The following is a 24,297-nucleotide window of genomic DNA, read 5'->3' on the forward strand; positions in this document are numbered from 1 at the left end:
ATATTGTCACCTCTGCATTATTATAGCACGTTTTCCTCAGCTATCATCCACGATTGTGAAAAACATATACCGGATGTCCGGCGTATAGGCGGATGAGTCCTCATATGTCCAGTAACGTTTGCGGCTGTTTGTCGTATGGGCATTGACAAGCGGCATGCCATTATAATCGTAGCCGGTTACAATCAACGTATGGTCAAAACGGCCGTCCCCCTGGAAGTCAACACAAATGATGTCGCCATACTTAAGTTCCTGCGGCGTGGAGACTTCCTTTGCACGCAGCCCTGTCTTTGAATATTGCAAGTATGTCTTTAAGGAATGGGCAACCGTCCAGCTGTAGCTCCAATTATTGTTTCGCATCCACCAGCCTTTGCTCCGGTCCGGATACCCCCGCATCGGCGCCCCGCCGGCATGAAGGCACTGGGAAATATAATTGGTACAATCATCCGTAAACGACTTGTATGCCGGGTTAAAACTGTTCCACCATCTTTCCGCATACTGGACAGCTTTTAACCGGTCATAAGTATAGGCAATGCGCAGGCCGGAGCCCTCTGCTTCAGCAGGTGCCGGATGTTCTTCCAATTGCCCGCGGAATAGCGGGTACGCTGCAGTGACCGCTTCATCCCCGCATAGCTCGCCTTTATAAAAAGAAGCTTGCCGTTTCTCCACTTCTTCTTCCATATAAAGAAAATGCTTTTGCTTTACCAGATACTGCATATGCACCTGGTACCCGATCAGGCAATGGTCGCCCTTTTCTTCTTTTGTCAGTACTTTCGCATCCGCTTTTGCTTTTACGATTTCGGCATCGCGCTTTGCAAATGCTTTTATCTTCTGGTCGATATCCGTAAAAGCCCGGCTGGACCCGCGCCCGACAAAATGAGTAAGCCGCTTTTCCAAATGCGCCTGAATTTGTTCTTTCAAAGGCGGTTCCTCCCCTCTTCTTACCACCACTATATGTAGAAAAGAGGGAAACCATATCAAAATCATGTCATCTCAAAAAAATCGAGCCCTTTTTTGATCTCCTTCAAGGCTTCCGGATCCTTTTCCCTGTCCTGTGCCGCAAGCAAAGCATTTTTGGCATCCCCGCCGCCGATTTTTCCCAATGCCCAGCCGACCGTCCCGCGGATAACCGGCCGCGGATCTTCATGCAAAATCCGGATCAGCACAGGCACAGCGCTTTCTTCTTTAAAATGGGCAAGCGCAATGATCGCATTCCGCTGAATCGGCTTTTTGCCGCGCCAGGATCCTGAGACATGGCCGAAAATTTCCTTGAATTCACGGTTGCTTAAACTGAGAATTGGTTCCAGCTTCGGTTTTGCCACCTCAGGTTCCGGCTCCATTTCGTCGTGAAAATGGAAATCCATGCCCTTATTTTTCGGGCAGATCGTCTGGCAGGAGTCACAGCCGTATACGCGGTTTCCAATTTTCACTTTAAATTCGTCTTCCAAATAACCTTTTGTCTGAGTCAAAAAGCTAATGCAGCGCTTTGCATTGATCTGGCCGCCCGCAACAAGCGCACCGGTCGGGCAGACATCGAGGCATTTGCGGCAGCTGCCGCACTGGTCTTCCATCGGGGTGTCCGGCTCAAACGGAATATTGGTAATCATCTCGCCAAGGTATACATAGGAACCATACTCCGGGGTGATGATCGCACAATTTTTCCCGCTCCAGCCAATCCCCGCCCGTTCTGCAACAGCACGGTCAACAAGCTCGCCGGTATCCACCATCGATTTGCAGCGGGCGCCTTCCACCTTTTTCCGCAGAAAAGCTTCCAACTGTGCCAGCTTCTCTCTTAGAATTGTATGGTAGTCTTCCCCCCAGGAAGCCCTGCAGAAGATGCCGCGCCGCTCGCCTTTTTTGCCCTTCGGTGGATTTTTCAGTTTCGAAGGATAAGCCAGCGCAATCGCGATGATGGACTGCGGCTTGTCAAAAATAAGCGCAGGTGTCACCCGCTTGTCAATATCTTTTTCCTCAAAACCGGATTGGTACCCCAGCTCCTGCTGGCGAATCAGGCGCTGCTTCATCTCGGTAAACGGGTCCGGTGTCGTAAATCCGATTTTATCGATGCCGATTAACCTGCTAAACGCGATCAATTCTTCTTTTAAATTGGCTGTATCCATCTGCTCACCCCCTTCAAGTTTTTTCAAATGACAAATAAAAAGCGCAACACCCGTCCGGTTCAGGAACGACACGCTGTGCTGCGCCAATCATATATGAAAGCAGGCAACAGTACCCGCCGTTTCGCATCATGAGTCTCTTAAACGGTTACCCGGACATTATATTAAATTTACCTTTCTGTGTAAAGCGGTTCGGATTTCCAGTACCCGCCTCTGTCAAGATGCTGCATATAAAAGTTTCAAAACAGGCAAAACGGGATATGAAATAGAAACAAGCTTATACTAAAAAAACAACGATAATTTCTGTTTTTTTATAAAACATGAAACCCATTTAACTTACCGGATTATAACGCATGCATAAGCTGATTTAGGGGGGACCAAAATGAAGGAAATGTTCAGACTTCTAAAAGGCGGCAACAAGCCCTCACTGCTTGCCGCAATTGTCAATGCTTTTATCGGACTGTTAAAAGGCGTTTCATTTTTCTTTACGGGAAATGTCGCGATGTTTGCCGAAATGATGCATTCCCTCGGTGATGCGGCAAACCAGCTGTTTGTTTTTATTGGCTCGGCCCTTTCAAAAAAAGCGCCGACCCCGAAATTTCCAAACGGATTCGGGAGGGTCGTCAATCTTGTTTGCCTTGGTGCGGTCATCATTGTCGCCATTTTATCGTATGAAACCATTGTCGAAGGATTCCACCAAGTCATGCATCCGGTTGAAAGTTCCGGCATGGTCTTAAACATCATCGTGCTGGCTGTCGCTGTCCTGCTGGAACTGTCGGTATGGCATAAAGCTGCAGAAGAAATTCTTGCAGAAGCACAGGTGGAGGCAAAAGGATTACAGTTTTTTTCAAAAAGCTTTGTTCATTTGAATAAGGCGCGCCCGGCAACAAAACTCGTTTTCATGGAAGACACCGTTGCGACTTTAGGCGGTATACTGGCGATTTTATCAATCATCATTTCCCATTTTACCGGGCTCAGGCAGGCGGAAGGCATTGCCTCGATTATCATTGGGGTGATGATGTTTTATGTTGTCGGTAAAATCTTTTTGGAAAATGCACGCGGAGCCATTGGTGAAACAGACGAAGAAATGCGGATGCATATTGCCAATTTAATTTTGGCTGACCCGGACATTAAAGACATTCAGCGGCTAACGGTTTTAAAAGAAGGCGAACACCTGCATGTTAAAGCGGAAGTTGAAATCTCACCGGCCATTGCATTTTCGCAGGCAGATGATATTAAAGACCGGCTGTATACGCTGATTATGGCCCAAAACCATGTGACAGACGTGCTCATTGAGTTTGACAGATACGATGACATCCAACACTGGCAGACAAATCAGCCTGACCCGGTACGATAAGAATACCGCCACAAACTTAAATCAGTAGAAAATGGAAGGTTCACTTGATGATTCACCGTCCAGCTTTTCAAAAACTGATTGGAGAGATTTGAATATCGTTGGTTTTCATCTGATGCTGAAGGATTTTTCCAGGAGCTTGCGCAAAAAATGTCCTTCACTATTCAAAGGACATTTACGTTTTGCCACCACTACACTAAATAAAAGTACCCAAAAAAATAGGTCAACCAGAAATATCCGGTGACCTTATCATACGAAGAACATCTATTGCAGCTGTTTAAAACCATTTTCGAGGATGAAAACAGGGCTTGCGACTAACCGTTAAAGGCTTCTGTCAGGACAGGCACAATTTGTTTCTTGCGGGACACAACGCCTTTTAAAGTGGCTGTATGGTTTTCGAGCTTAACATTGTAAGCTTGTTCAACATTACGGGCCGATTTCCCGAGTGATAGCACGACAGAGTCGTTTGTTAAAATATCTGTTACGACAAACAAGAACAGATCCAGGCCTCTTTTTTCAATTTCGGCTTGGATGGCTTGTTCCAACTCGTCTTGTTTTACGAGCACATCGTTCGTGTCCACTGCATTGACTTGTGCAATCACAACTTTGTGGCCGGCCATGTCGAATTCTTTGGCGTCCATTGAAATCAGCTGTTCAATTGTTTTGCCGCTCAAATCCGCGCCGGCTTTTAACATGTCCAGGCCATATGTATTTGCATCCACGCCGGCAATTTCAGCCAGTTCTTTTGCCGCCTTCACATCTTCTTCCGTGCATGTCGGTGATTTAAACAGCAAAGAGTCCGAAATAATCGCCGAAAGCATTAAGCCGGCTGTTTCTTTACGGATTTCCACGCCGTTTTCTTTATACAACTTGTTTAAAATCGTGGCGGTGCAGCCGACCGGTTCCGCACGATAATACAGCGGATCATTTGTTTCAAAATTGGCAATGCGGTGATGGTCCACCACCTCAAGAACGCGGACTGCATCAATATCATCCGCGCTTTGCTGGCGTTCGTTATGGTCCACCAAAATGACATTTTTCACTTCATTTCCAACCATCTGCACCAAACGCGGCGCTTCTGCGTGGAAGGCATCCAGCGCAAATTTCGTTTCATTGCTCACTTCGCCTAAACGGACAGCTTCTGCATCGACCCCTAGTTTTGATTTTAATTCTGCGTAGGCAATCGCCGAGCAAATTGCATCCGTATCCGGATTTTTATGCCCAAAAACAAGTACTTTTTCCATGCTATTTCTCCTTTGCTAAAAAAATATTAGAACTGATACAGATTTTTACGCGAATCTTGAAACGCGGCAATCTCCTTCCTATTATAAAGCATTTCTGAAGATTTTTTAAGCTGTACGGTTAAACAAGGGCAAAAAGCTATTCCGTCACCTTCCGCATTTGTCCCGCATACATATATGATGGCTCAAAAAACAAGGAGGAACGCCCGTGTACAATTATCATTACAATCCAACAGATTTCAGAAACGCCCAGCCGGATACAGGATTTATCGCAAATCTCACGAAAGCCATTAACGGCGAATACAGTGCGGTTACCTGTTACGAGCAGATTGCCCGGAAAGCGCCGACCGCAGAATTCCGCAATATCATTATGGAAATCCGCGATGACGAGCTCCGCCATTTCCATACCTTTTCACGTCTGTACACATCCATGACCGGCACGCATCCGCAGCCGAAAATCACGGAGCCGTGTCCGCAGACATACCGCGGCGGCCTGGAATTTGGGGTAAAAGACGAACAAAATACGGTCGACTTTTACCGGGATATTGCAGAATCCGTGCAGGACCCGACTATAAAAAACGCTTTTGACCTTGCATCAAGAGACGAGCAGCATCACGCCGTCTGGTTTCTCTATCTGCTGACAAAAACCGGCTGACCCATATGTGTGGGTCAGTTTTCCCTCAAAAATCCCCGTACGACACGGATATACTCCCCTTTTTCTTCCAGGTAAGGCTGGTGGGAACTGTGCTCAAATACATGGAACTTTGAACCCGGCAATAATCGGCTGTAACCCTTAACCGTTTCCGGTGCTGCTTCATCAAACCTTCCGCATGTAAACAGGGCGGGCAGCTTAATTTCATGCAGACGGGCCGTTACGTCGAACGTTTTTAAATTGCCTGTCGGGTAAAACTCCGACGGCCCCCACATTGTTTCGTAAACTTCATGATTTGGTTTCGCATCATCTGATTGCAATGCTTGCGGTTTCGTATCCAGCCGGTTCACAAACTGTTTGTAGAAAATCTTCATGGCTTTCTGGTAAGCTTCAGAATCTGTGCTGCCTTCGCGTTCGCAGCGGGACAAGGTATCCTGTACATCCTGCGGCAGCTGCTTTCGATGCTCATCCTGATCTTTTTTCCAAAGTGGCGCGCTTAAGCACGGGCCCGAAAAAATGACGCTTTTCACGCCAGCCGGTTGTTTCAGTAAATAGCTCGCGGCAAGCATCGTCCCCCAGGAATGGCCAAGAATATGGACTTCCGATAAATCTAGTGCTTCCCGGATCTCCCCAAGTTCCCTGACAAATCTCTCCAGCTTCCATAAAGACGGATCACACGGGCGGTCCGATCTGCCGGAACCTAGCTGATCGTAAAATATAACCGGCCGTTCGTCCCCGAGCGCTTCCAATGCCAGCATCGGAATATGGGTGCCACCCGGCCCGCCGTGCAGCAAAATAACCGGTGTTCCTTTTCCGTTTCCAACTTTTTTATAATATACTTTCCCGCCCGTGACGTTTATATAGCCTTCTTCTTCCATAAAATGCCCTCCTAAAGTCTGATTGATTTCAAAACATTTCCATCTTCCTATACTATATCATCATCTGATATGCCCGGCAGGAAAAAGGCCCTGGTCAACCGGTTCATTTAAACGCGCCCAGGCAGACTCTTTGATAATTATTCATTATTTGGTTAGAATACTAAACGCTGGGTAATAAGAAAGAAGAGGTTGAAAGGACCCGGCCTATATCATTTTTGGGGGAATCACAACATGAAACACTACTTAAAATGGGTGGCTGTTGCCGTGTTGCTTTTTGCTTTATCAGCATGTGGAAACGGCCAGTCAAACGAAAATCATGCATCCAAATCAAATGATTTATACGATCAAGTCAAAAGCAAAGGCGTCATCATCGTCGGAACAGAGGGGACATATCCGCCGTTCACCTATCACGGCGACAACGGAAAACTAACCGGATATGACATTGATGTCATGAATGAAGTCGCCAAACGTTTGGGATTAAAAGTCCAATACAAAGAAACACAATGGGATTCGATGTTTGCCGGCCTCAACTCAAAACGTTTTGATATGATCGCCAACCAAGTCGGCATCCGGCCTGACCGCGAGAAAAAATATGACTTTTCAACACCCTATACCTTCTCTAAGGCGGCTGTCATCGTCCGCAACAACAATACGGATATTAAATCATTCGCTGATTTGAAAGGAAAAAAATCGGCCCAATCTTTAACAAGCAACTATGCGAACCTGGCAAAACAAAATGGCGCCCAAATTGTCAGCGTCGAAGGCTTTTCCCAGGCAATCCAGCTGCTGACATCCAACCGGGTAGACGCTACTGTCAACGATACATTGAGCTATTTGGATTATAAAAAGAACAAACCAAATGCACCGATTAAAGTCGTTGCAAAAGCAGACGACGCCGGAAAAAGTGCTTTCTTGTTCCGGAAAAATTCAGGCAAGCTTCCGGATAAAGTCAATCAGGCGCTGAAAGACATGAAAAATGACGGCACATTAACAAAAATCTCTAAGAAATGGTTTGGTGAAGATGTATCTAAATAATTTTGCTTTGATCCATTTCGATAATCGATACTTGGATATTGCGCAAAGTTCCCTTCTACCGATGGTAAAGGGGGCTTTGTATTATACTTTGCCCTTGACATTAATTGCCTTTTGCATTGGCATGGTGCTCGCTTTATTGACAGCACTGGCCAGACTATCCAGCATCAAACCGCTGCAGTGGCTTGCACGCTTTTATGTTTCGATCATCCGCGGTACTCCCCTGCTTGTGCAATTATTCATTATTTTTTACGGGTTGCAGTCTGTCCACATTACGATAAATCCTTTCCCGGCTGCCATCATCGGCTTTTCGCTGAACGTCGGTGCATACGCGTCGGAAATCATCCGGGCTGCCATTTTGTCGATTCCAAAAGGGCAATGGGAAGCAGGCTACTCCATCGGTATGAATTATACACAGGCGCTAAGGAGAATTGTACTGCCACAAGCTGTACGCGTTTCCGTACCGCCTTTGTCCAATACGTTTATCAGCCTTGTGAAAGATACATCGCTGGCCTCACTTATTTTAGTGACTGAATTATTTAGAAAAGCACAAGAAATTGCGTCAACCACCTATGAATTTTTACTTTTATATTCGGAAGCGGCCCTGCTGTACTGGATCATTTGTTTCATTCTATCAATCATCCAGCAGAAGCTTGAAGCCCATTTTGAAAAATACGTGAGCGAATAATCCCATTCATTTGTACTGGACAAATTTTTATCCTGCCTATTGGGCATTCGGTTTATTAAATGGAGCGTGTCGAAAAATATTTTTTTGACACTCCACCAACGGCTTAAACTGTTGATAAATCAGTATTTATAGAGGGAGGCAACCATGTCATTAATCACTATACAAAATATTCATAAGCAGTTTGACCGGCTTGAAGTTTTAAAGGGCATTGATCTGCAAGTTGATAGAGGAAAGGTAATTGTGGTCATCGGCCCGTCCGGTTCCGGAAAAACAACGCTCCTCCGCTGCTTGAATGCTTTAGAAATCCCAAACAGCGGAACGATCCAAATCGGGGAGCTGTCTATTGATTATTCCCGCCCTGTCTCCAAAAAAGAGATTGCGGCATTGCGCAGAAAATCAGGCATGGTTTTTCAACAGCACAATCTTTTTCCGCATAAAACCGTACTGGAAAACGTCATCGAAGGCCCGGTCATTGTGAAAAAGCAAAACAGAACAACTGCCATTGAAAAAGCGGAAACCCTGCTGCGGAAAGTCGGGCTTCTCGATAAAAAGGATACTTATCCGTTTCAGCTATCCGGCGGGCAGCAGCAGCGCGTCGGCATTGCCCGGGCACTTGCGATGGAACCGGAAGTGATGCTGTTTGATGAACCGACATCTGCGCTGGATCCGGAACTTGTCGGCGGTGTGCTGAATGTCATGAAAGAACTCGCAAAAGAAGGAATGACGATGATCGTCGTAACACATGAGATGAGATTTGCCAAAGAAGCGGCCGATGAGGTTATCTTCATGGACAATGGGGTCATTGTTGAACACAATAGCCCGGAGGCAATCTTTGAACAGCCAAAAGAGGAAAGAACAAAACAGTTTTTACAATTAATAAACAGGGCCTGATCATAAAAAAAGCCGGGCCCCGCTTTTTGCAACATTTGTTACGAAAAGCGGGGGCCGGCCCTGTTTGCTTATTTTCCAGCTGAAAATTTGATAATCGGTTCCGTTTCTAAAGCAACAACATCTTTTTTATCTTGTTTCTTCGTTGTCAGGAAGGCATACATGGCACCAACGAATACACCGCCGCCAATGATATTGCCGAGTGTTACAACACCGAGATTATGAAGCATGCCGGCGATTGTAATTGCGTCCGGATGCGGTGCTGCCAAGGCCAACACGAACAAGACCATATTGGCGATGCTGTGTTCATAACCGGAAATAACGAATCCGAACACAAGCAGCATCATCGAAGCAATTTTAGCGCCATCGCCTTTTACATTGATCGGCACCCAAAATGCCAGACATACAAGCCAGTTACAAAGGACAGAACGGAAAAACATTTGCGTTGTCGTCAGGCTGATTTTGCCGCCGACAACGTTCATAAGAAATTGGCTGTTTTCTGTATCAGCATATAAACCGGAATAATGAATAAACAAACCGAACATAACAGCTCCAATGATATTACCGGAGTAAGTGGCTACCCAGTTTTTGCCGGTATCTTTCCAGGTGGTGGCTTTTTTCAATGTACTCATGGAAAACATCATCGTATTTCCCGTAAAAAGTTCCCCGCCGCCAAACATAATCATGACAAGGGCGGCACCAAAAAAGATGGAGCTCATAAATGAAGTGACAGGTGACTTTGCATCAAAGAATGGCTCTGCAAGCCGATAACATATAATAATCGCGAATCCAATAAACATACTTGCAAGAGCTGCCTTTGTTACATATCTGAGTAAAGAAGCCTCTAACACTTTTTTCTTATTGATTGCCAATTGGATGACAGATTCAACGGCTTCGTACATAAATTACCATCTCCATTGTTGATTGTTGATTGCTGAACGCTGATTGTGAATTCAGTCACATAATCGACCGCTTCTCTATCATATCTTCTTTCACTCCATTTGGGTATGTATAAATTTTGAACGTTTATGAAGCGGTTTCAGTTGAAATCATGCGCTTCAGGCCGGAATTTGGTTCGATCTGCACCCAATGTTCGAGGCGCTTCCGCTTTTCGTTGTGTCCAGCTTTAGCGCCTATCGGCTGGCGGATTTTATTTTTCTTCTATTATATATTGAAAACACTTTCAAATATTATTATGTACAGCGCTTACAATATGGCCCCTGCCGGATTTGAACATTCTTTGACAACTTGGTTTTTCAGCCGAAAATTTAATGAGGAACCCTATTCATTTAAGCGCTTTCGTGGTATGATGAAAGCGTAATAAAGATTGTTCATAATTGAACAAATCATATATCCGAATGTTTACAGGCATTGTGACTAAGTGTTTATAAAGGCTTAAAGGAGGCCATTACTGATGACAGAACAATTGGTTACAAAAAAAACAGGCGTAAAAGAACAATGGAGAGGTTTTAAAGAAGGGAACTGGCAAAAAGAAATTGATGTAAGGAATTTTATATTAAAAAATGTAACCCCTTACGAAGGCGATGACAGTTTCCTTACCGGCCCGACAGAAAACACACTGAAATTATGGGACCAAGTAATGGAATTGTCCAAACAGGAACGCGATAAAGGCGGCGTCCTTGATATGGATACGAAAATTGTCTCAACGATTACTTCCCATGGACCGGGTTATTTAAATAAAGACATTGAAAAAATTGTCGGGGTCCAAACCGACAAACCGTTCAAACGTTCACTTATGCCATTTGGCGGCATCCGTATGGCAGAAAGTGCTTTAAAATCTTATGGCTATGAAATTGATCCGGAAATTAAACATATTTTCACGGACTGGCGCAAAACGCATAACCAGGGTGTATTCGATGCCTATACGCCGGAAATCAAACTGGCCCGGCATGCTGCAATTGTAACAGGACTTCCGGATGCTTACGGGCGCGGCCGCATCATTGGCGACTACCGGCGTGTTGCATTATACGGGGTAGATTATTTAATTGAGCAAAAGAAAAAAGATTTCAATTTAATTGGCTGCGGAATCATGACGGACGATGTGATCCGGGAACGCGAAGAACATTCCGAACAAATCCGCGCCCTGCAGGAATTAAAACAAATGGCAGCAAGCTACGGGTTCGATATTTCCGAACCGGCATCAAATGCGGCAGAAGCTTTCCAATGGCTGTATTTCGCTTACCTTGCTGCAATTAAAGAACAAAACGGTGCTGCAATGAGTCTCGGACGCACCTCTTCTTTCCTTGATATTTATATTGAAAGAGATTTGAAGAATGGCGTATTGACTGAAAGGGAAGCACAAGAACTCGTTGACCACTTCGTCATGAAACTCCGCCTGGTCAAATTTGCCAGAACGGAAGAATACAATGAATTATTCAGCGGCGACCCGACATGGGTAACCGAATCGATCGGCGGCATGGCTTTGGACGGCCGCACACTGGTCACTAAGAACTCGTTCCGCTTCCTGCACACACTCGACAACTTGGGCCCTGCGCCTGAACCGAACCTGACCGTGCTGTGGTCGACGAAACTGCCGGATAAATTTAAACAATATTGTGCAAAAACGTCGATTGAAACAAGCGCAATCCAATATGAAAATGATGATTTAATGCGTGAAGAATATGGCGATGATTACGGTATTGCCTGCTGTGTATCGGCAATGCGCATCGGCAAACAAATGCAATTCTTCGGCGCCCGTGCAAATCTTGCAAAAGCCTTATTGTATGCGATTAACGGCGGCGTCGATGAAAGATTGAAAATCCAGGTCGCCCCGCCATATCAACCGATTACTTCTGAATATCTTGATTACGATGAAGTAATGGAAAAATATGATGTCATGCTGGATTGGCTGGCCGGCGTTTACATCAATGCGCTGAACATCATCCACTATATGCATGACAAATACAGCTATGAAAGACTCGAAATGGCACTGCATGACCGTGATGTCCTGCGTACAATGGCATGCGGCGTTGCCGGCCTGTCGGTAGTGGTCGACTCGATCAGCGCCATCAAATACGCAAAAGTTAAAGTCATTCGTGACGAAAACGGCCTTGCAGTCGATTACGAAGTCGAAGGCGATTTCCCGAAATACGGCAACAATGATGACCGTGTTGACGATATTGCAGTCAATCTTGTCAAAACATTCATGGAAAAACTGAAAAAGTACCCGACATACCGGAATTCGGTCCATACTTCCTCGATTTTGACGATTACTTCAAATGTGGTATACGGCAAGAAAACAGGAAGCACACCGGACGGACGGAAAGCCGGCGAACCATTCGCACCAGGCGCCAACCCGCTCCATGGCCGTGATACACACGGTGCAGTCGCATCCTTGAGTTCTGTTGCGAAACTGCCGTATAAATATTCCTTAGACGGCATTTCCAACACCTTCTCCATCGTGCCAAAAGCGCTCGGCAAAGAAGATGAAACACAAGTTTCGAACCTGGACGGGATGCTTGACGGCTATATGGCGAAGAAAGCGCACCACCTGAATGTTAATGTATTAAACCGTGAAACATTGCTTGATGCAATGGATCATCCGGAAAAATATCCGCAATTAACGATCCGTGTATCCGGATACGCTGTAAACTTTATTAAACTGACGAGAGAACAACAAGAAGAAGTGATCAGCCGGACATTCCATGAATCTATGTAACACATGACAAGGCGGCATGGCCGCACATGCCGCCTTCCCTTTTTAGTTATTTCTAACTTGTGATATCCGGTAAATTCAAAAGAAGGATTTGATTCTTATGAAACTTTCAACGCGCATTCACTCAACTGAATCTTTTGGGACCGTCGACGGCCCGGGGATCCGCTATGTAGTCTTCACACAGGGATGCCCGCTGCGCTGCAAATTCTGCCATAATCCGGACACCTGGAAAGTGAACGAAGGCCATGAAATGAGCGTGGATGAGATTATCAAAGACGTAAAGGACTATTTGCCATTCATAGAAGCTTCCGGCGGCGGCATTACGGTCAGCGGCGGTGAACCATTACTGCATATCGATTTCCTGATTGAACTGTTTAAAGCCTGCAAAGTGATCGGCGTCCATACAGCAATTGACACTTCAGGCGGCTGTTTCTCACGCAGCCCGCGCTTTATGCAAGGTCTGGATGAACTGATGAAGTATACGAATCTCGTTTTGCTGGATATCAAACATATCGATCCCCAAAAGCATAAATGGCTGACAGGCATGTCCAATGAGCATATTCTTGACTTTGCGCATTACCTGGCCGAAAAACACATCCCGGTCTGGATCCGCCATGTCCTTGTACCCGGTGTCGACAGCGAAGAGGATTTGACCAAAACAGCTGATTTTATCCATTCGCTGCCAAACGTTGAAAAAATCGAAATCCTTCCCTATCACAAGTTAGGCGTGTACAAATATGAAGCACTCGGCATTGACTACCCGTTAAAAGGGGTCGAACCGCCGACAGAAGACCAGATCGCCCATGCGGAACAGATTTTAAAAAGGAATTGCGATCCGGTAAAATAGCTTAAAATTCCGGCCCCGCTTTTTAGAAAACATGCGGAGCCGGAATTTTTTATGGTTTTAATATGACTTTAATGCAGCCATCTTCATGATCATTGAACAATTGATAGGCTTCGCTTGCTTTATCCAGCGAAATTTTATGGGTAATGATTTCAGTTGGGTCAAACTTTTTCTCTGTGATGTCTTCAAAGAGTTTCGGCATCAGGTGTTTTGCCGGCGCCTGTCCCATTTTCAGGGTGATATTGCGTTCGAACAGCCTGCCAAGCGGGAATGCATTGTAAATCGAACCGTATACCCCTGTCAGCTGAATGGTGCCAAACTTCCTGACCGCTTCCATCGCAATCTGAATCGCGCTGATTGTGCCGCCCTGCAGCTTGAGTTTTTGCTCGATTGCTTCAATCGCCGATTTTTTCCCGTCCATGCCGACGCAATCGATCACCACATCGGCCCCGCCATTGGTAATCTCACGTAAATACTTTCCCATCTCATCGTATTCTTTAAAATTATAAACTTCGACTCTATTCATTTTTTTTGCATGCTTTAAACGGTATGGCACATGATCAACTGCAATAACCCTGCTGGCCCCGTTCAGCCATGCAAATTTCTGGGTCATCAAGCCGATCGGCCCGCAGCCGAGCACGACGACCGTGTCTCCCTGTTTCACACCTGCATTTACAACACTCCAATATGCCGTTGGAAGCACATCCGATAAGAACAGCAGCGCCTCATCCTCCAACTCGCAAGATTCAGGAATCACAAACGGCATTTGATTGCCAAACGGCACACGCAGGTACTCAGCCTGCCCGCCCGGAATATTTCCGTACCGCTCTGTATAACCAAATAAACCGCCTGTGTTGACCTCTTCATTCGGATTCGAGTTGTCACACTGGGATTCCATCTCGTGCTGGCAGTAATAGCAATGCCCGCACGAAACCGTAAACGGCAGCACAACCCGGTCGCCTTTTTTCACCTTTGTAACTTCCGGGCCGGCCTCTTCAACGATTCCCATCGGCTCATGCCCGATCACAAATCCCGGGCGCGCTGGCAAAGCTCCGTTATAAATATGCAAATCAGATCCGCAAATGGCCGTTGAGGTAACCCTGATCAAAATATCATCCCGCTTTTTTAATGACGGGTCATCAACTTCTTTTACCTGTATGTCTTTCGCGCCTTGAAATGTAACTGCCTTCACTGCTATAACCTCCTTATATACAGACCTATACCCATGTTCTTTCATTCTTATGTATATAAAGAGGTTTTTTATCATATGGTCCCTTACGCCATGCCGTTCTTTAACTGCAGCAGTTCACGGGCTAAACGCCGGATGCGCTCATGAATATCCGGATGAATGATTTCATTTTCTTCATTAAAATCATCATCATGAATAAACACATTCCTGACCGCGCAAGTCGCCTTTAGAAAAGTAAGCACCGGCTTCAATTGATACTCCGCTACTAAAAAATGCTTATCCGATCCCCCGTTCATAACAATCCCCGCTGCTTTGGACTGCAGGGCATCGCGTTGCAAATGGTCCAGCAGATTTTTTAAAGCCCCGGTAATGGAGGCCTGGTATACAGGAGATCCAAATACTAAAATATCAGCATCCAAAAGCAAATTGACCGCCGTAATCGTGTCATCATTATAATAAGAAAGTGGAAATCCTTTTACGAATTCCACCTCATAATCTTTTAAATCCAATAATTCGACCTCAAGGGCAGGATTTTCTGCCTTGGCCGCCATCAGCACCTCATATACGCCAATCGATGTTTTTTCACCTGTCAACGAGCCTGAAACACCTAAACATTTCATGGTTTCACTTCCCGGTATTAAATTCTTCCGCCTTAAAAGCCGGCTTTTATTCATCATAACACAAACCGCCTGTACGCATTCTGCAAGAAGATTCCCTGCAGCTATCATTTAAAATTTTTCTCGATATATTTTTCTTCCTCAACAGGTGTGAGCAGCCTTGTTGCTTTGCCGATATTGCCGTTCTGATAATCCCAAACTTCATTATGTGCTTCCACGGCATTGCGAAAGTCCCCTTTTTTCCATGGCTTTAAGATCTTCAGGAGATCCGTTTGCAGTCCCATATCCGCGAAATTCTTCTTTTGAATGGCTTCATATAAGGCATTGACCTTATCCTGCGTAATTTCCGATGCACCCCATTTTTCTCCGGCCGCAACTTTTTGATGGGTCATTTTATGTACTTCCTGCACCAAATCATCTTCACTCATCTTCTCATAGGCCGGCAATTCTTTCTCCGCCGCTTTTTGCTTGAAACTTGCCTCAATTGCCGCTTCAGCTTTTGTCTCTTCTTTCTCCGGCACTTTTTTCACCGGAGCAGCCTCTGTAGGGATTGCTTCTCCTTTGTTCAAATAAAAATATGAAAAACCTGCAATGAAAACTGCAACCGCAATCCCCATGCCGATTGTAAACCGCTTAAACACGATATCTCCCCCTTTAATCTTTCCGTTACCGATTTCGCTGCTGCTGCCCTAAAATCCTGCTTTTTAGATAATCCTTTTCATACAGCGGTTTGCCTGCCTGCGAAAAAGCACAAGCATCGCAAAGCGGAACGGCCTCCCTTTTTCCGGAACCTAGAGCCGGGCATAAACATATATAAATTTTAAGATATGGCCGTTTTGCCGGGAAAATGAAAAAGTCCTGCCTGTAACAAACGGCAGAACTCCTTACATCATAAATTATATTTCCTGTACTTCTTCATTATTCCTCAAATGCTCATAAAATTTAGCCATCGTTGTGTTGATGTAGGGAACCAGCCACAAAAATCCAATTCCAATACTAATCAAACAAAGAATTCCCCAGCCGATAAAGCTCAATTGCATCAAAAAAAATTTCCACTTGTAACCGTCCATCATTTTTCGGCTCTTTGTGATCATTTGATTTAAGGTGAGCTCGGGATGATCATGGTAAATAAAATAGGTTTGGGAGTAGGCAAGTGATTTTATAATTCCCGGAATGATGAGCAGCAAAGACCACAGAAAAGAATAAATAGCAATTAAAACGCCTAAACCGATTGTTTTAAAATAACGTTTCCCGCTGGAGAACAGTTGGAATAGATCGCCAACCGCCGCCTTTTCATTGCGTGCAATCGCTAAGAATATCCAGTAACCGGCAACGGAAACAGGCAGTAGCGCAGCAGTTACAAGCCAAAAAATAATGTCTCCTCCCGAATCTGAGGTTTCGGGATAAGCAGACGGACCCCCGGATGCAATCATTTGTAATAACGAAGGAATCCCTCCGGATATTAATACAACTAAAAATCCGACCAGAACTGCAAGCCCCCATCTTCCTTTCAGTGATGCCCTTGCATCTTTTTTTAGCTGTTGAATTTTCATAAAAACGCCTCCTTCTGTACCATTATATTTGATTTGCTCAGGAATTTGTCATAAATTCTATATTTCAATAAAAAAAACGCCCTGCCCATCAGGACAAAGCATTTCATTGTCTTCCGTTATACCGGTGGTCGGGGTCGAACCGACACTCCCGAAGGAACACGATTTTGAGTCGTGCGCGTCTGCCAATTCCGCCACACCGGCATGACTCCATATGAACTTGCAAACAAAGTTGCTAGTTAATGTCACTCTTATCATTATATCCGGATCGTTAAAAATGTCAATAACTTTTATGTAGAAAAGGGAAGCCAAAAAGCTTCCCTCTTCATGCACGGCCTTTCTTCAGTTCACTCAGTATCTCATATGACCGCAGCCGCTCTTCATGGTGATAAATATGTGATACAAACATCAACTCATCGATTTTCGTGTCGTCGAGGAATTCTTCCATTTTATCTTTTATCGTCTGCTTTGACCCGATAAAAGCATATTCAAGCTGGCGCAGTGCCGCTTCTTCTTCAAACGGTGTCCAAATCCCGTTCATGCTATCCACCGGCGGCTGCAGCGGCTGCGATTTGCCCCGGATAACGCCGAGGAAAAACTGGTACAGGCTTGTTGCGATTCTTTCCGCTTCTGCATCTGTATCGGCCGCTACGCCGTTTACGCATGCGATCACATATGGTTCTTGCAAATATCTGGAAGGTTTAAAGTTTTCCCGGTAAAAGTATAGCGCATCAAACAATTGTGCCGGCGCAAAATGGCTCGCAAACGCAAACGGCAGGCCAAGCCGGGCGGCAAGTGAAGCGCTGTATGTACTTGACCCGAGAAGCCATACCGGAACATCCACCCCTTCTGCTACTACGGCGCGCGCATATGTCCGCCGTTCTTTATCAGAGAGAAAATAGTTCATCAGTTCCTGGACATTATCCGGAAAGTCCATTTCCCCGCCTTTTAAATTCCGCCTGAGCGCCGCAGCTGTCAGTTGGTCCGTACCAGGCGCACGGCCAAGTCCAAGATCAATTCTGCCCGGATAGATAGAACCAAGCGTTCCAAACTGTTCAGCCACAACAAGCGGCGCATGATTTGGCAGCATGACACCGCCTGATCCGACGCGGATGGTTTTGGTGCCTGCCGCAATATATCCTGCTAAAACAGCTGTTGCAGAGCTGGCAACCCCTGTCATATTATGGTGCTCCGCGAGCCAATACCGTTTGTAGCCCCATTTTTCAACATGCTGTGCGAGGCTCAGGCTATTTTTGAACGAATCTGTCGGTGTTTTTCCGGATAAAACCGGAACCAAATCCAAAACAGAAAACGCAATATCATTTAATTTCTTTTCCATCGTCCGCTTCCTTTCCATCTTCCCGTGAAGATACATCCATTGTAAAATAGCCGGTTTCCAAAACAAAATGATTTGCCTATCCGCTTAACGCATTTCCGATTAAACCCGTTCGTTTACCGTGCTTCTTATAAGGGAATATGAAAAGTCCGTCCTTATGAACGACCGCGGGCACGGATTTTTTTCTGTCACGGGCTTTCATTCCCTTTATGATCGACCGTGGGCACGGGTTTTTTTCTGCCACGGGCTTTCATTCCCTTTATGATCGACCGTGGGCACGGGTTTTTTTCTGCCACGGGCTTTCATTCCCTTTATGATCGACCGCGGGCACGGGTTTTTCTCCGCCACGGGCTTTCATTCCCTTTATGATCGACCGTGGGCACGGGTTTTTTTCTGCCACGGGCTTTCATTCCCTTTATGAACGACCGCGGGCACGGGTTTTTCTCCGCCACGGGCTTTCATTCCCTTTATGATCGACCATGGGCACGGGTTTTCTTCCGTCACGGGCTTTCATTCCCTTTATGATCGACCGGGAGCACAGGTTTTTTTCCGCCACGGGCTTTCATTCCCTTTATGATCGACCGCGGGCACGGTTTTTTTTCCGCCACGGGCTTTCATTCCCTTTATGATCGACCTCGCACACGAGTTGTCTTCTGTTCCGGTCGTTCATTCTCACGATGGAAGCCACCAGAAAGAGCATGGGTGCCAAATGGCATGAGGTTGGACAAATGGAGAATCAGGCTGCTGGATTAAGCAATAGGAATCTTACAATGAGCAAATAAAACAGCCGGATCAAGAGTTGGAAAACCCGGTTTAAGAATATGTGAATAATCAAGTGACAATTAACTTTACTGAAGGGGGTTCAGCGATGCAAATCGGCATAGACTTATTAAAACTGATGATGGGCTTTTTTGCGCTCATCTTTTGTTTAAAACTAACCGGCTCCAAAAAGTATTTCAAATCTTACTCCAATTGACTTTATATGGAGTATTATGCTGTCTGAAATCGTCGGCAACGGCCTTTACGATGCCACTGTAAAATGGTACTACATTCTTGCTATGCTTTCTGTTTGGGTCATCATTAAAGTCATTTTTGACATCCTCATTTACCGCTCTGATAAATTGGAAAAATTCCTTATCGGAGATAAAGCGCTGATTATTGATAAGGGAAAAATTAACAAAGAAGTACTGAAAAAAAATAAAATTGATATGAATCAACTGACGGAATTATTGAGAAAGCAAAGCGTATTTTCATTTGAAGAAATTGACTTGGCCTATCTCGAAAAAGATGGGACGGTTACGGTGAAAAAAAGGCAGCGGTCATGAACGCCATTTGAATCGTCAAATATCGTCATTTGCGAAAACATCCGTTCGTCCAAAAAAGCGGGCAGCAAAAAGGGAGATAAACAAATGCGACTGTACGAATATCCGGCAACATTCCACTCCAAATAAATATAATGGCCTCTTTTGTAAGGTTGCCGAATTGCCGCAAATTATGCAAGTGTTCCCTGCTGCATGGCCACAATCAATAAACCTTTAAAGTATGAATATTAAGATCATATAAATTATTTTTACAACCTTTTTAATTTTTCTTCACTGTCGCTTAACAATAAAGCTTTATAGTAAAAATTGCAGTAAGCTTCATACCTTTTTTGAAAGGAGAAATTAAAAAATGAGTGATCCGTATATAGACCAATGGATCAAAAGGCTTGAGGAAGAAAGTTTTCAAAATCATACTTTTGATCGCAGAAAGTTTATCGAAGGGGCGGGAAAGATCGCTGTTTTATCACTTGGCCTGACCTTTGCACAATCACTGGAGAACACAAACGTCCACGCAGCGCCATCGTTCTCCAACTATCCTTTTACACTAGGTGTAGCGTCCGGAGATCCGATGCCGGAAAGTGTAGTACTGTGGACAAGACTGGCACCTGATCCTTTAAACGGCGGAGGGATGCCCAATCATCGCGTACCCGTTAAGTGGGAAATTGCTAAGGACAACCATTTTAGAAACATAATCCAAAGAGGAACAGAAATTGCAACCCCCGAACTGGCGCATACCATCCATGCTGAAGTAAATCATCTTGAACCAAATCATGTTTACTATTATCGATTTAAATGCGGAAATGAACTAAGCCCTGCCGGCAGAACCAAAACCCTGCCGCATCAAGGTGCGAATATCAGCAAGCTTTCTTTTGCCTTCACATCCTGCCAGCAATATGAGCATGGCTTTTATACCGCCCATAAGCATTTAGCCGGAGAAGACCTTGATCTTGTATTCCATCTCGGTGATTATATTTACGAATACGGCCCGAATGAATACATTTCTTCAAGCGGAAATGTCAGAACCCACAACAGCAGTGAAATTTGGACACTTGATGATTACCGGAACCGCTATGCACAGTACCGCTCCGATGCGGATTTAAAATCTGCGCATGCGGCTTTCCCATGGGTTGTCACTTGGGATGACCACGAAGTTGAAAACAACTACGCGAACAATATACCGGAAAAAGGCCAATCGGTTGATGCGTTTATCAAACGGCGGACAGCCGCTTATCAGGCTTACTACGAAAATATGCCTTTACGAAGGTCTTCAATTATGCAAGGCAATTCCATGAAACTTTACCGGGATTTTACCTACGGAAACCTGGCATCTTTTTTTGTATTGGATTCACGCCAGTACCGTGATGACCAGGCAAACGGAGATGGGACAAAAGCCCCTTCTGCAGAACAGATGGATCCAGCCCGCACATTACTTGGCAATGAACAGGAAAAGTGGCTGCTTCATCATCTTGGCCGATCGAAAACAAGCTGGAATGTCCTTGCCCAGCAAATCTTTTTCTCAAAACGGAATTTAGGGACAAGCGCGGCTCCTAAATACAGCATGGATGCCTGGGACGGATACCCCTTTGCACGAAAAAAAATACTTGACTTTGTAAAAAACAATCATATTAATAATCTGATTGTGCTATCCGGAGATGTACATGCAAACTGGGCAACAAATATTTTAAGTGATTTTGATCATTCCGGTTCAAAAGTGGTTGGTGCTGAATTTGTCGGCACATCCGTTACTTCAGGAGGGAATGGGTCGGATAAGCGTGCAGATACAGATAAAATTTTAAGAGAAAACCCGCATATTAAATTTTTTAATAATTATCGCGGCTATGTGACATGTACAGTAACACCGGACAGATGGAAAACAGATTACCGCGTACTTCCGTATGTAACAACGCCTGGCGCGGAAATCACAACAAGAGCTTCTTTCATATTTGACAGAAACAGTGATGGGATAATAGAAATTTCCACATCAACAGTTGAAGGCGGCCGCAGAAAATCAGATGAAGTGGAAGAAGACCGGACACGTGCACATGAACGCGCCCATAAAATCCAAATAAAAAAGAAAAAGGAAAAACAATCATTTAACTAAAAATGAGGTGAGTTGATGTTTCAAAATGTTGGTATATCTGGATTAATCATTATTTTAGTCATTGCCCTGATCATTTTTGGCCCGTCAAAACTCCCGGAAATTGGAAGGGCACTTGGAAACACTTTGAAGGAATTTAAAAACTCAACAAAAGATTTAGTTTCCCCTGCGGACACCCAGGATAAGAGCAAGCAAGAGCATTAATATGCTGATGCACGTCCTTTAACTTAATCGGGGGTGAAAAAAATGATGCCATTGATAGGGCATCTTGAAGAATTAAGAAAACGAATCATTATTGTTGTGGCAACATTTTTGGCTTTTTTCATTATCGCAATGTTCAATGTAGAGAGGATTTACAGCTGGCTGCTCCGTGATTATAGCGGCCAATTGGCAGTATTAAGCCCCGGAGATATTGTTTGGATTTATTGCACCATTTCAGGCATTGCTGCGATAGGATTTACAATCCCCATCGCAGCTTTTCAAACTTGGAGATTTGTTAAACCGGCATTAACAAAAGAAGAATACCATAAAGCTGTACTCTTTATCCCTTCCTTGTTTTTCTTTTTTACAGGCGGAATTGCTTTTGGGTATTTTCTTGTATACCCAGCCGTCTTTCATTTCCTGGTAAGTCTTACAGGCAATCAGTTTGAACTGCTTTTTACTTCAGCAAACTATTTGAAATTCTTATTAAAGCTGACTATTCCATTCGGCTTTTTATTTGAATTCCCACTGGCCATTATGTTTTTAACATCAATTCATATCGTTACAACAAAGCAGTTGAAGCAAAAGAGAAAGGTTTTCTACTTCGTGTTAATCACGGCTTCTATCTTGCTTACACCGCCTGACTTTATTTCTGACCTGCTTGTTTCTGTTGTAATGCTGTTGCTATACGAATTGGGTGTGTTACTATCCGGCTATTCGATTAAAAAACAGCAAAAAAGATTCATCTATGAAAACACGCATACATCAATATAAAGTTAACCGCTCTATCCAAAACGAAAGAGCGGAATTTTATTTTACAGCACTATATCTCATCCTGAAACCGGCTCCTTAAATGTGCAGTGCTAGCGGTCTTTATCCCTGATATAGCTGATCATAAAGAAAGAATGTACGCCGCGCTGCGTAAAAATTGGTGCGTACTATTTATTATCTGCTATAATACGAAAAACGCTGATTTAGCGTCCGAAAGTCAAGGTTAAATCAGCGTTACATTAATGATTCATAATACCGGTGGTCGGGGTCGAACCGACACTCCCGAAGGAACACGATTTTGAGTCGTGCGCGTCTGCCAATTCCGCCACACCGGCATTTTTTGATGGAGGCGGCAACCGGAATCGAACCGGTGATAAAGGTTTTGCAGACCTCTGCCTTACCTCTTGGCTATGCCGCCATCAAATGGAGCGGAAGACGGGATTCGAACCCGCGACCCCCACCTTGGCAAGGTGATGTTCTACCACTGAACTACTTCCGCAAAAAACTGGGCCAGCTGGATTCGAACCAACGCATGACGGAGTCAAAGTCCGTTGCCTTACCGCTTGGCTATGGCCCAATAATTATAATGGGGCGGATAGTGGGAATCGAACCCACGCGTGTCGGAACCACAATCCGATGCGTTAACCACTTCGCCATATCCGCCATTACATTTGGCAGGGGCAGTAGGAATCGAACCCACACTGGAGGTTTTGGAGACCTCTGTTCTACCTTTAAACTATGCCCCTAAAATGGTGGAGGGGGACGGATTCGAACCGCCGAACCCTGAGGGAGCGGATTTACAGTCCGCCGCGTTTAGCCACTTCGCTACCCCTCCATTTTTCGTGGTGCCGGCCAGAGGACTTGAACCCCCAACCTACTGATTACAAGTCAGTTACTCTACCAATTGAGCTAGGCCGGCTAAAGGTGGCTCGGGACGGAATCGAACCGCCGACACAAGGATTTTCAGTCCTTTGCTCTACCGACTGAGCTACCGAGCCTTATCATATGTATAAAATAAATGGCGGTCCCGACGGGAATTGAACCCGCGATCTCCTGCGTGACAGGCAGGCGTGATAACCGCTACACTACGGGACCAAATATCAAAAACCAATTGCGGGGGCAGGATTTGAACCTGCGACCTTCGGGTTATGAGCCCGACGAGCTACCAGACTGCTCCACCCCGCGATCATAAAGATGGTGGAGGATGACGGGTTCGAACCGCCGACCCTCTGCTTGTAAGGCAGACGCTCTCCCAGCTGAGCTAATCCTCCAAAAGTATGAAGTTAAAATGGTGACCCGTACGGGATTCGAACCCGTGTTACCGCCGTGAAAGGGCGGTGTCTTAACCGCTTGACCAACGGGCCACATCACTATGTATATGGCGGAGAGCAAGGGATTTGAACCCTTGAGACAGCTTTTGGCCGCCTACACGATTTCCAATCGTGCTCCTTCGACCACTCGGACAGCTCTCCATATGGCTCCGCAGGTAGGATTCGAACCTACGACCGATCGGTTAACAGCCGATAGCTCTACCACTGAGCTACTGCGGAATAATGCCCGGCAACGTCCTACTCTCGCAGGGGGAACCCCCAACTACCATCGGCGCTGAGAAGCTTAACTTCCGTGTTCGGGATGGAAACGGGTGTGGCCTTCTCGCCATTATTGCCGGACCTCAATGACAAAAATCATTATATCAAAACAATTGACTTTTATCAATAGGAAATTTGAAGTTATTCCTTCAAAACTGGATAGGAGAAAAACAAGTAAAACCAAGAATTGCACTTCTAAACTGTCCAGCTCCAGCGCCTATCGGCTGGCGTATTTCTCCGTCTTCTCCCTCCGATAA

At 45.2% G+C, this 24,297-nt stretch carries 21 protein-coding genes, 16 tRNA genes and 1 rRNA gene; 11 read left to right on the top strand and 27 right to left on the bottom strand.

Translation table 11 applies throughout. From position 1 onward, the window contains the following. Nucleotides 1-36 precede the first annotated feature (36 nt). Together C232_RS0111180 and queG are read right to left on the bottom strand one after the other, a co-directional pair. Nucleotides 37-918 (bottom strand): amidase domain-containing protein, encoded by an 882-nt coding sequence (locus C232_RS0111180; RefSeq protein WP_018664123.1) that lies wholly within the window; start codon nt 916-918, stop codon nt 37-39. A gap of 62 nt (nt 919-980) precedes the next feature. Further along, entirely contained in the window at nt 981-2,117 is a 1,137-nt protein-coding gene (queG, locus tag C232_RS0111185) for a tRNA epoxyqueuosine(34) reductase QueG (RefSeq protein WP_018664125.1), read from the bottom strand. 379 nt (nt 2,118-2,496) lie between these two features. On the opposite strand from queG, the gene C232_RS0111190 reads away from it, so the two are divergent. Further along, nucleotides 2,497-3,471 carry a cation diffusion facilitator family transporter gene (locus C232_RS0111190; protein WP_018664126.1) on the top strand — a complete coding sequence of 325 codons (975 nt, stop codon included), beginning with the start codon at nt 2,497-2,499 and terminating at the stop codon, nt 3,469-3,471. Between the two features lie 311 nt (nt 3,472-3,782). On the opposite strand, the gene C232_RS0111195 is transcribed toward C232_RS0111190, so the two are convergent. Further along, a complete protein-coding gene (locus C232_RS0111195) occupies nt 3,783-4,712 on the bottom strand; it encodes a manganese-dependent inorganic pyrophosphatase (RefSeq protein WP_018664128.1) in 930 nt (309 codons plus the stop codon). A 205-nt stretch (nt 4,713-4,917) separates the two neighbouring features. Here C232_RS0111195 and C232_RS0111200 point away from each other — a divergent pair, with 205 nt between their 5' ends. Then, nucleotides 4,918-5,364: a ferritin-like domain-containing protein gene (locus C232_RS0111200; protein WP_018664130.1), complete on the top strand. Its 447-nt coding sequence runs from the start codon at nt 4,918-4,920 to the stop codon at nt 5,362-5,364. Nucleotides 5,365-5,378: 14 nt separating this feature from the next. Here the strand turns inward: C232_RS0111200 and C232_RS0111205 are convergent, their stop codons facing one another. Then, nucleotides 5,379-6,239, bottom strand: coding sequence for a proline iminopeptidase-family hydrolase (locus C232_RS0111205; protein ID WP_018664132.1), 861 nt, complete (start codon nt 6,237-6,239; stop codon nt 5,379-5,381). Between the two features lie 231 nt (nt 6,240-6,470). On the opposite strand from C232_RS0111205, the gene C232_RS0111210 reads away from it, so the two are divergent. The 3 genes from C232_RS0111210 (at nt 6,471) to C232_RS0111220 (ending at nt 8,850) form a co-directional block, all read left to right on the top strand. Then, nucleotides 6,471-7,274, top strand: coding sequence for an amino acid ABC transporter substrate-binding protein (locus tag C232_RS0111210; protein ID WP_018664133.1), 804 nt, complete (start codon nt 6,471-6,473; stop codon nt 7,272-7,274). Continuing rightward, complete coding sequence (locus tag C232_RS0111215) at nt 7,261-7,959, top strand: amino acid ABC transporter permease (RefSeq protein ID WP_026314585.1); 699 nt, start codon at nt 7,261-7,263, stop codon at nt 7,957-7,959. The genes C232_RS0111210 and C232_RS0111215 overlap by 14 nt, the downstream gene beginning before the upstream one ends. 144 nt (nt 7,960-8,103) lie before the next feature. Beyond that, complete coding sequence (locus tag C232_RS0111220) at nt 8,104-8,850, top strand: amino acid ABC transporter ATP-binding protein (protein WP_018664136.1); 747 nt, start codon at nt 8,104-8,106, stop codon at nt 8,848-8,850. A 68-nt stretch (nt 8,851-8,918) separates the two neighbouring features. Here the strand turns inward: C232_RS0111220 and C232_RS0111225 are convergent, their stop codons facing one another. Next, the gene (locus C232_RS0111225; RefSeq protein ID WP_018664139.1) at nt 8,919-9,749 is read right to left on the bottom strand and encodes a formate/nitrite transporter family protein; all 831 of its coding nucleotides are present in this window, start codon (nt 9,747-9,749) and stop codon (nt 8,919-8,921) included. Nucleotides 9,750-10,261: 512 nt separating this feature from the next. Between C232_RS0111225 and pflB the strand changes: the two genes are divergently transcribed. After that, nucleotides 10,262-12,526, top strand: coding sequence for a formate C-acetyltransferase (gene pflB / locus C232_RS0111235; protein WP_018664143.1), 2,265 nt, complete (start codon nt 10,262-10,264; stop codon nt 12,524-12,526). Nucleotides 12,527-12,623: 97 nt separating this feature from the next. Beyond that, the gene (gene pflA, locus C232_RS0111240) at nt 12,624-13,370 is read left to right on the top strand and encodes a pyruvate formate-lyase-activating protein (RefSeq protein WP_018664145.1); all 747 of its coding nucleotides are present in this window, start codon (nt 12,624-12,626) and stop codon (nt 13,368-13,370) included. A 49-nt stretch (nt 13,371-13,419) separates the two neighbouring features. On the opposite strand, the gene C232_RS0111245 is transcribed toward pflA, so the two are convergent. From C232_RS0111245 to C232_RS0111270, 6 genes are all read right to left on the bottom strand, one after another. Then, nucleotides 13,420-14,559 (bottom strand): zinc-dependent alcohol dehydrogenase, encoded by a 1,140-nt coding sequence (locus C232_RS0111245; RefSeq protein ID WP_018664146.1) that lies wholly within the window; start codon nt 14,557-14,559, stop codon nt 13,420-13,422. 83 nt (nt 14,560-14,642) lie between these two features. Further along, a complete protein-coding gene (locus C232_RS0111250) occupies nt 14,643-15,176 on the bottom strand; it encodes an NADPH-dependent FMN reductase (RefSeq protein ID WP_026314586.1) in 534 nt (177 codons plus the stop codon). 104 nt (nt 15,177-15,280) lie between these two features. Further along, nucleotides 15,281-15,814, bottom strand: coding sequence for a DUF6241 domain-containing protein (locus C232_RS0111255; RefSeq protein ID WP_018664148.1), 534 nt, complete (start codon nt 15,812-15,814; stop codon nt 15,281-15,283). 255 nt (nt 15,815-16,069) lie between these two features. Next, entirely contained in the window at nt 16,070-16,726 is a 657-nt protein-coding gene (locus C232_RS0111260; protein WP_018664149.1) for a DUF975 family protein, read from the bottom strand. 119 nt (nt 16,727-16,845) lie between these two features. Next, nucleotides 16,846-16,927 (bottom strand) — tRNA-Leu (locus C232_RS0111265). Nucleotides 16,928-17,048: 121 nt separating this feature from the next. Next, a complete protein-coding gene (locus C232_RS0111270) occupies nt 17,049-18,062 on the bottom strand; it encodes an LLM class flavin-dependent oxidoreductase (protein WP_018664150.1) in 1,014 nt (337 codons plus the stop codon). Nucleotides 18,063-19,051: 989 nt separating this feature from the next. Between C232_RS0111270 and C232_RS18565 the strand changes: the two genes are divergently transcribed. The 4 genes from C232_RS18565 (at nt 19,052) to tatC (ending at nt 22,454) form a co-directional block, all read left to right on the top strand. Then, nucleotides 19,052-19,384 carry a DUF421 domain-containing protein gene (locus tag C232_RS18565; protein WP_018664155.1) on the top strand — a complete coding sequence of 111 codons (333 nt, stop codon included), beginning with the start codon at nt 19,052-19,054 and terminating at the stop codon, nt 19,382-19,384. Between the two features lie 346 nt (nt 19,385-19,730). Continuing rightward, nucleotides 19,731-21,482 carry an alkaline phosphatase D family protein gene (locus C232_RS0111285; RefSeq protein ID WP_018664158.1) on the top strand — a complete coding sequence of 584 codons (1,752 nt, stop codon included), beginning with the start codon at nt 19,731-19,733 and terminating at the stop codon, nt 21,480-21,482. 15 nt (nt 21,483-21,497) lie between these two features. Further along, nucleotides 21,498-21,683 carry a twin-arginine translocase TatA/TatE family subunit gene (tatA, locus tag C232_RS0111290; RefSeq protein WP_018664160.1) on the top strand — a complete coding sequence of 62 codons (186 nt, stop codon included), beginning with the start codon at nt 21,498-21,500 and terminating at the stop codon, nt 21,681-21,683. 42 nt (nt 21,684-21,725) lie between these two features. Continuing rightward, a complete protein-coding gene (gene tatC / locus C232_RS18570; RefSeq protein WP_018664162.1) occupies nt 21,726-22,454 on the top strand; it encodes a twin-arginine translocase subunit TatC in 729 nt (242 codons plus the stop codon). Nucleotides 22,455-22,704: 250 nt separating this feature from the next. Here tatC and C232_RS0111300 read toward each other — a convergent pair. The 16 genes from C232_RS0111300 to rrf all read right to left on the bottom strand — a co-directional run bounded on the left by C232_RS0111300 (nt 22,705) and on the right by rrf (nt 24,121). Continuing rightward, nucleotides 22,705-22,786: transfer RNA gene (locus C232_RS0111300), tRNA-Leu, on the bottom strand. A 9-nt stretch (nt 22,787-22,795) separates the two neighbouring features. After that, nucleotides 22,796-22,869: transfer RNA gene (locus tag C232_RS0111305), tRNA-Cys, on the bottom strand. A gap of 6 nt (nt 22,870-22,875) precedes the next feature. Beyond that, nucleotides 22,876-22,950 (bottom strand) — tRNA-Gly (locus C232_RS0111310). A 6-nt stretch (nt 22,951-22,956) separates the two neighbouring features. Further along, nucleotides 22,957-23,028, bottom strand: a tRNA-Gln gene (locus tag C232_RS0111315). Between the two features lie 10 nt (nt 23,029-23,038). Next, nucleotides 23,039-23,114: transfer RNA gene (locus C232_RS0111320), tRNA-His, on the bottom strand. Between the two features lie 9 nt (nt 23,115-23,123). Further along, a tRNA-Trp gene (locus C232_RS0111325) sits at nt 23,124-23,197 on the bottom strand. Nucleotides 23,198-23,201: 4 nt separating this feature from the next. Continuing rightward, a tRNA-Tyr gene (locus C232_RS0111330) sits at nt 23,202-23,286 on the bottom strand. Between the two features lie 8 nt (nt 23,287-23,294). Next, nucleotides 23,295-23,370 (bottom strand) — tRNA-Thr (locus C232_RS0111335). Between the two features lie 6 nt (nt 23,371-23,376). Beyond that, nucleotides 23,377-23,449, bottom strand: a tRNA-Phe gene (locus tag C232_RS0111340). Between the two features lie 21 nt (nt 23,450-23,470). Next, nucleotides 23,471-23,546, bottom strand: a tRNA-Asp gene (locus tag C232_RS0111345). A gap of 16 nt (nt 23,547-23,562) precedes the next feature. Then, nucleotides 23,563-23,636 (bottom strand) — tRNA-Met (locus C232_RS0111350). Between the two features lie 10 nt (nt 23,637-23,646). Further along, nucleotides 23,647-23,722, bottom strand: a tRNA-Val gene (locus tag C232_RS0111355). 18 nt (nt 23,723-23,740) lie between these two features. Further along, a tRNA-Glu gene (locus tag C232_RS0111360) sits at nt 23,741-23,815 on the bottom strand. A gap of 15 nt (nt 23,816-23,830) precedes the next feature. Next, nucleotides 23,831-23,923 (bottom strand) — tRNA-Ser (locus C232_RS0111365). A 3-nt stretch (nt 23,924-23,926) separates the two neighbouring features. Continuing rightward, nucleotides 23,927-24,001: transfer RNA gene (locus C232_RS0111370), tRNA-Asn, on the bottom strand. Between the two features lie 5 nt (nt 24,002-24,006). Next, nucleotides 24,007-24,121: ribosomal RNA gene (gene rrf, locus C232_RS0111375) — 5S ribosomal RNA — on the bottom strand. Nucleotides 24,122-24,297: the final 176 nt, after the last annotated feature.

Origin of the sequence: Heyndrickxia acidiproducens DSM 23148, from assembly GCF_000374345.1 — a bacterium.
GTDB lineage: Bacteria > Bacillota > Bacilli > Bacillales > Bacillaceae_C > Weizmannia > Weizmannia acidiproducens.

Bases quoted from the DNA above. Each gene is read 5' to 3' on its own strand.
- tatA (WP_018664160.1), top strand. From the start codon at position 21,498: ATGTTTCAAAATGTTGGTATATCTGGATTAATCATTATTTTAGTCATT.
- C232_RS0111250 (WP_026314586.1), bottom strand. From the start codon at position 15,176: ATGAAATGTTTAGGTGTTTCAGGCTCGTTGACAGGTGAAAAAACATCG.
- C232_RS0111190 (WP_018664126.1), top strand. From the start codon at position 2,497: ATGAAGGAAATGTTCAGACTTCTAAAAGGCGGCAACAAGCCCTCACTG.
- C232_RS0111220 (WP_018664136.1), top strand. From the start codon at position 8,104: ATGTCATTAATCACTATACAAAATATTCATAAGCAGTTTGACCGGCTT.
- C232_RS0111225 (WP_018664139.1), bottom strand. From the start codon at position 9,749: ATGTACGAAGCCGTTGAATCTGTCATCCAATTGGCAATCAATAAGAAA.
- C232_RS0111205 (WP_018664132.1), bottom strand. From the start codon at position 6,239: ATGGAAGAAGAAGGCTATATAAACGTCACGGGCGGGAAAGTATATTAT.
- C232_RS0111260 (WP_018664149.1), bottom strand. From the start codon at position 16,726: ATGAAAATTCAACAGCTAAAAAAAGATGCAAGGGCATCACTGAAAGGA.
- C232_RS0111195 (WP_018664128.1), bottom strand. From the start codon at position 4,712: ATGGAAAAAGTACTTGTTTTTGGGCATAAAAATCCGGATACGGATGCA.
- C232_RS18565 (WP_018664155.1), top strand. From the start codon at position 19,052: ATGCTGTCTGAAATCGTCGGCAACGGCCTTTACGATGCCACTGTAAAA.
- C232_RS0111285 (WP_018664158.1), top strand. From the start codon at position 19,731: ATGAGTGATCCGTATATAGACCAATGGATCAAAAGGCTTGAGGAAGAA.
- tatC (WP_018664162.1), top strand. From the start codon at position 21,726: ATGATGCCATTGATAGGGCATCTTGAAGAATTAAGAAAACGAATCATT.
- pflB (WP_018664143.1), top strand. From the start codon at position 10,262: ATGACAGAACAATTGGTTACAAAAAAAACAGGCGTAAAAGAACAATGG.
- C232_RS0111210 (WP_018664133.1), top strand. From the start codon at position 6,471: ATGAAACACTACTTAAAATGGGTGGCTGTTGCCGTGTTGCTTTTTGCT.
- C232_RS0111270 (WP_018664150.1), bottom strand. From the start codon at position 18,062: ATGGAAAAGAAATTAAATGATATTGCGTTTTCTGTTTTGGATTTGGTT.
- C232_RS0111215 (WP_026314585.1), top strand. From the start codon at position 7,261: ATGTATCTAAATAATTTTGCTTTGATCCATTTCGATAATCGATACTTG.
- pflA (WP_018664145.1), top strand. From the start codon at position 12,624: ATGAAACTTTCAACGCGCATTCACTCAACTGAATCTTTTGGGACCGTC.
- queG (WP_018664125.1), bottom strand. From the start codon at position 2,117: ATGGATACAGCCAATTTAAAAGAAGAATTGATCGCGTTTAGCAGGTTA.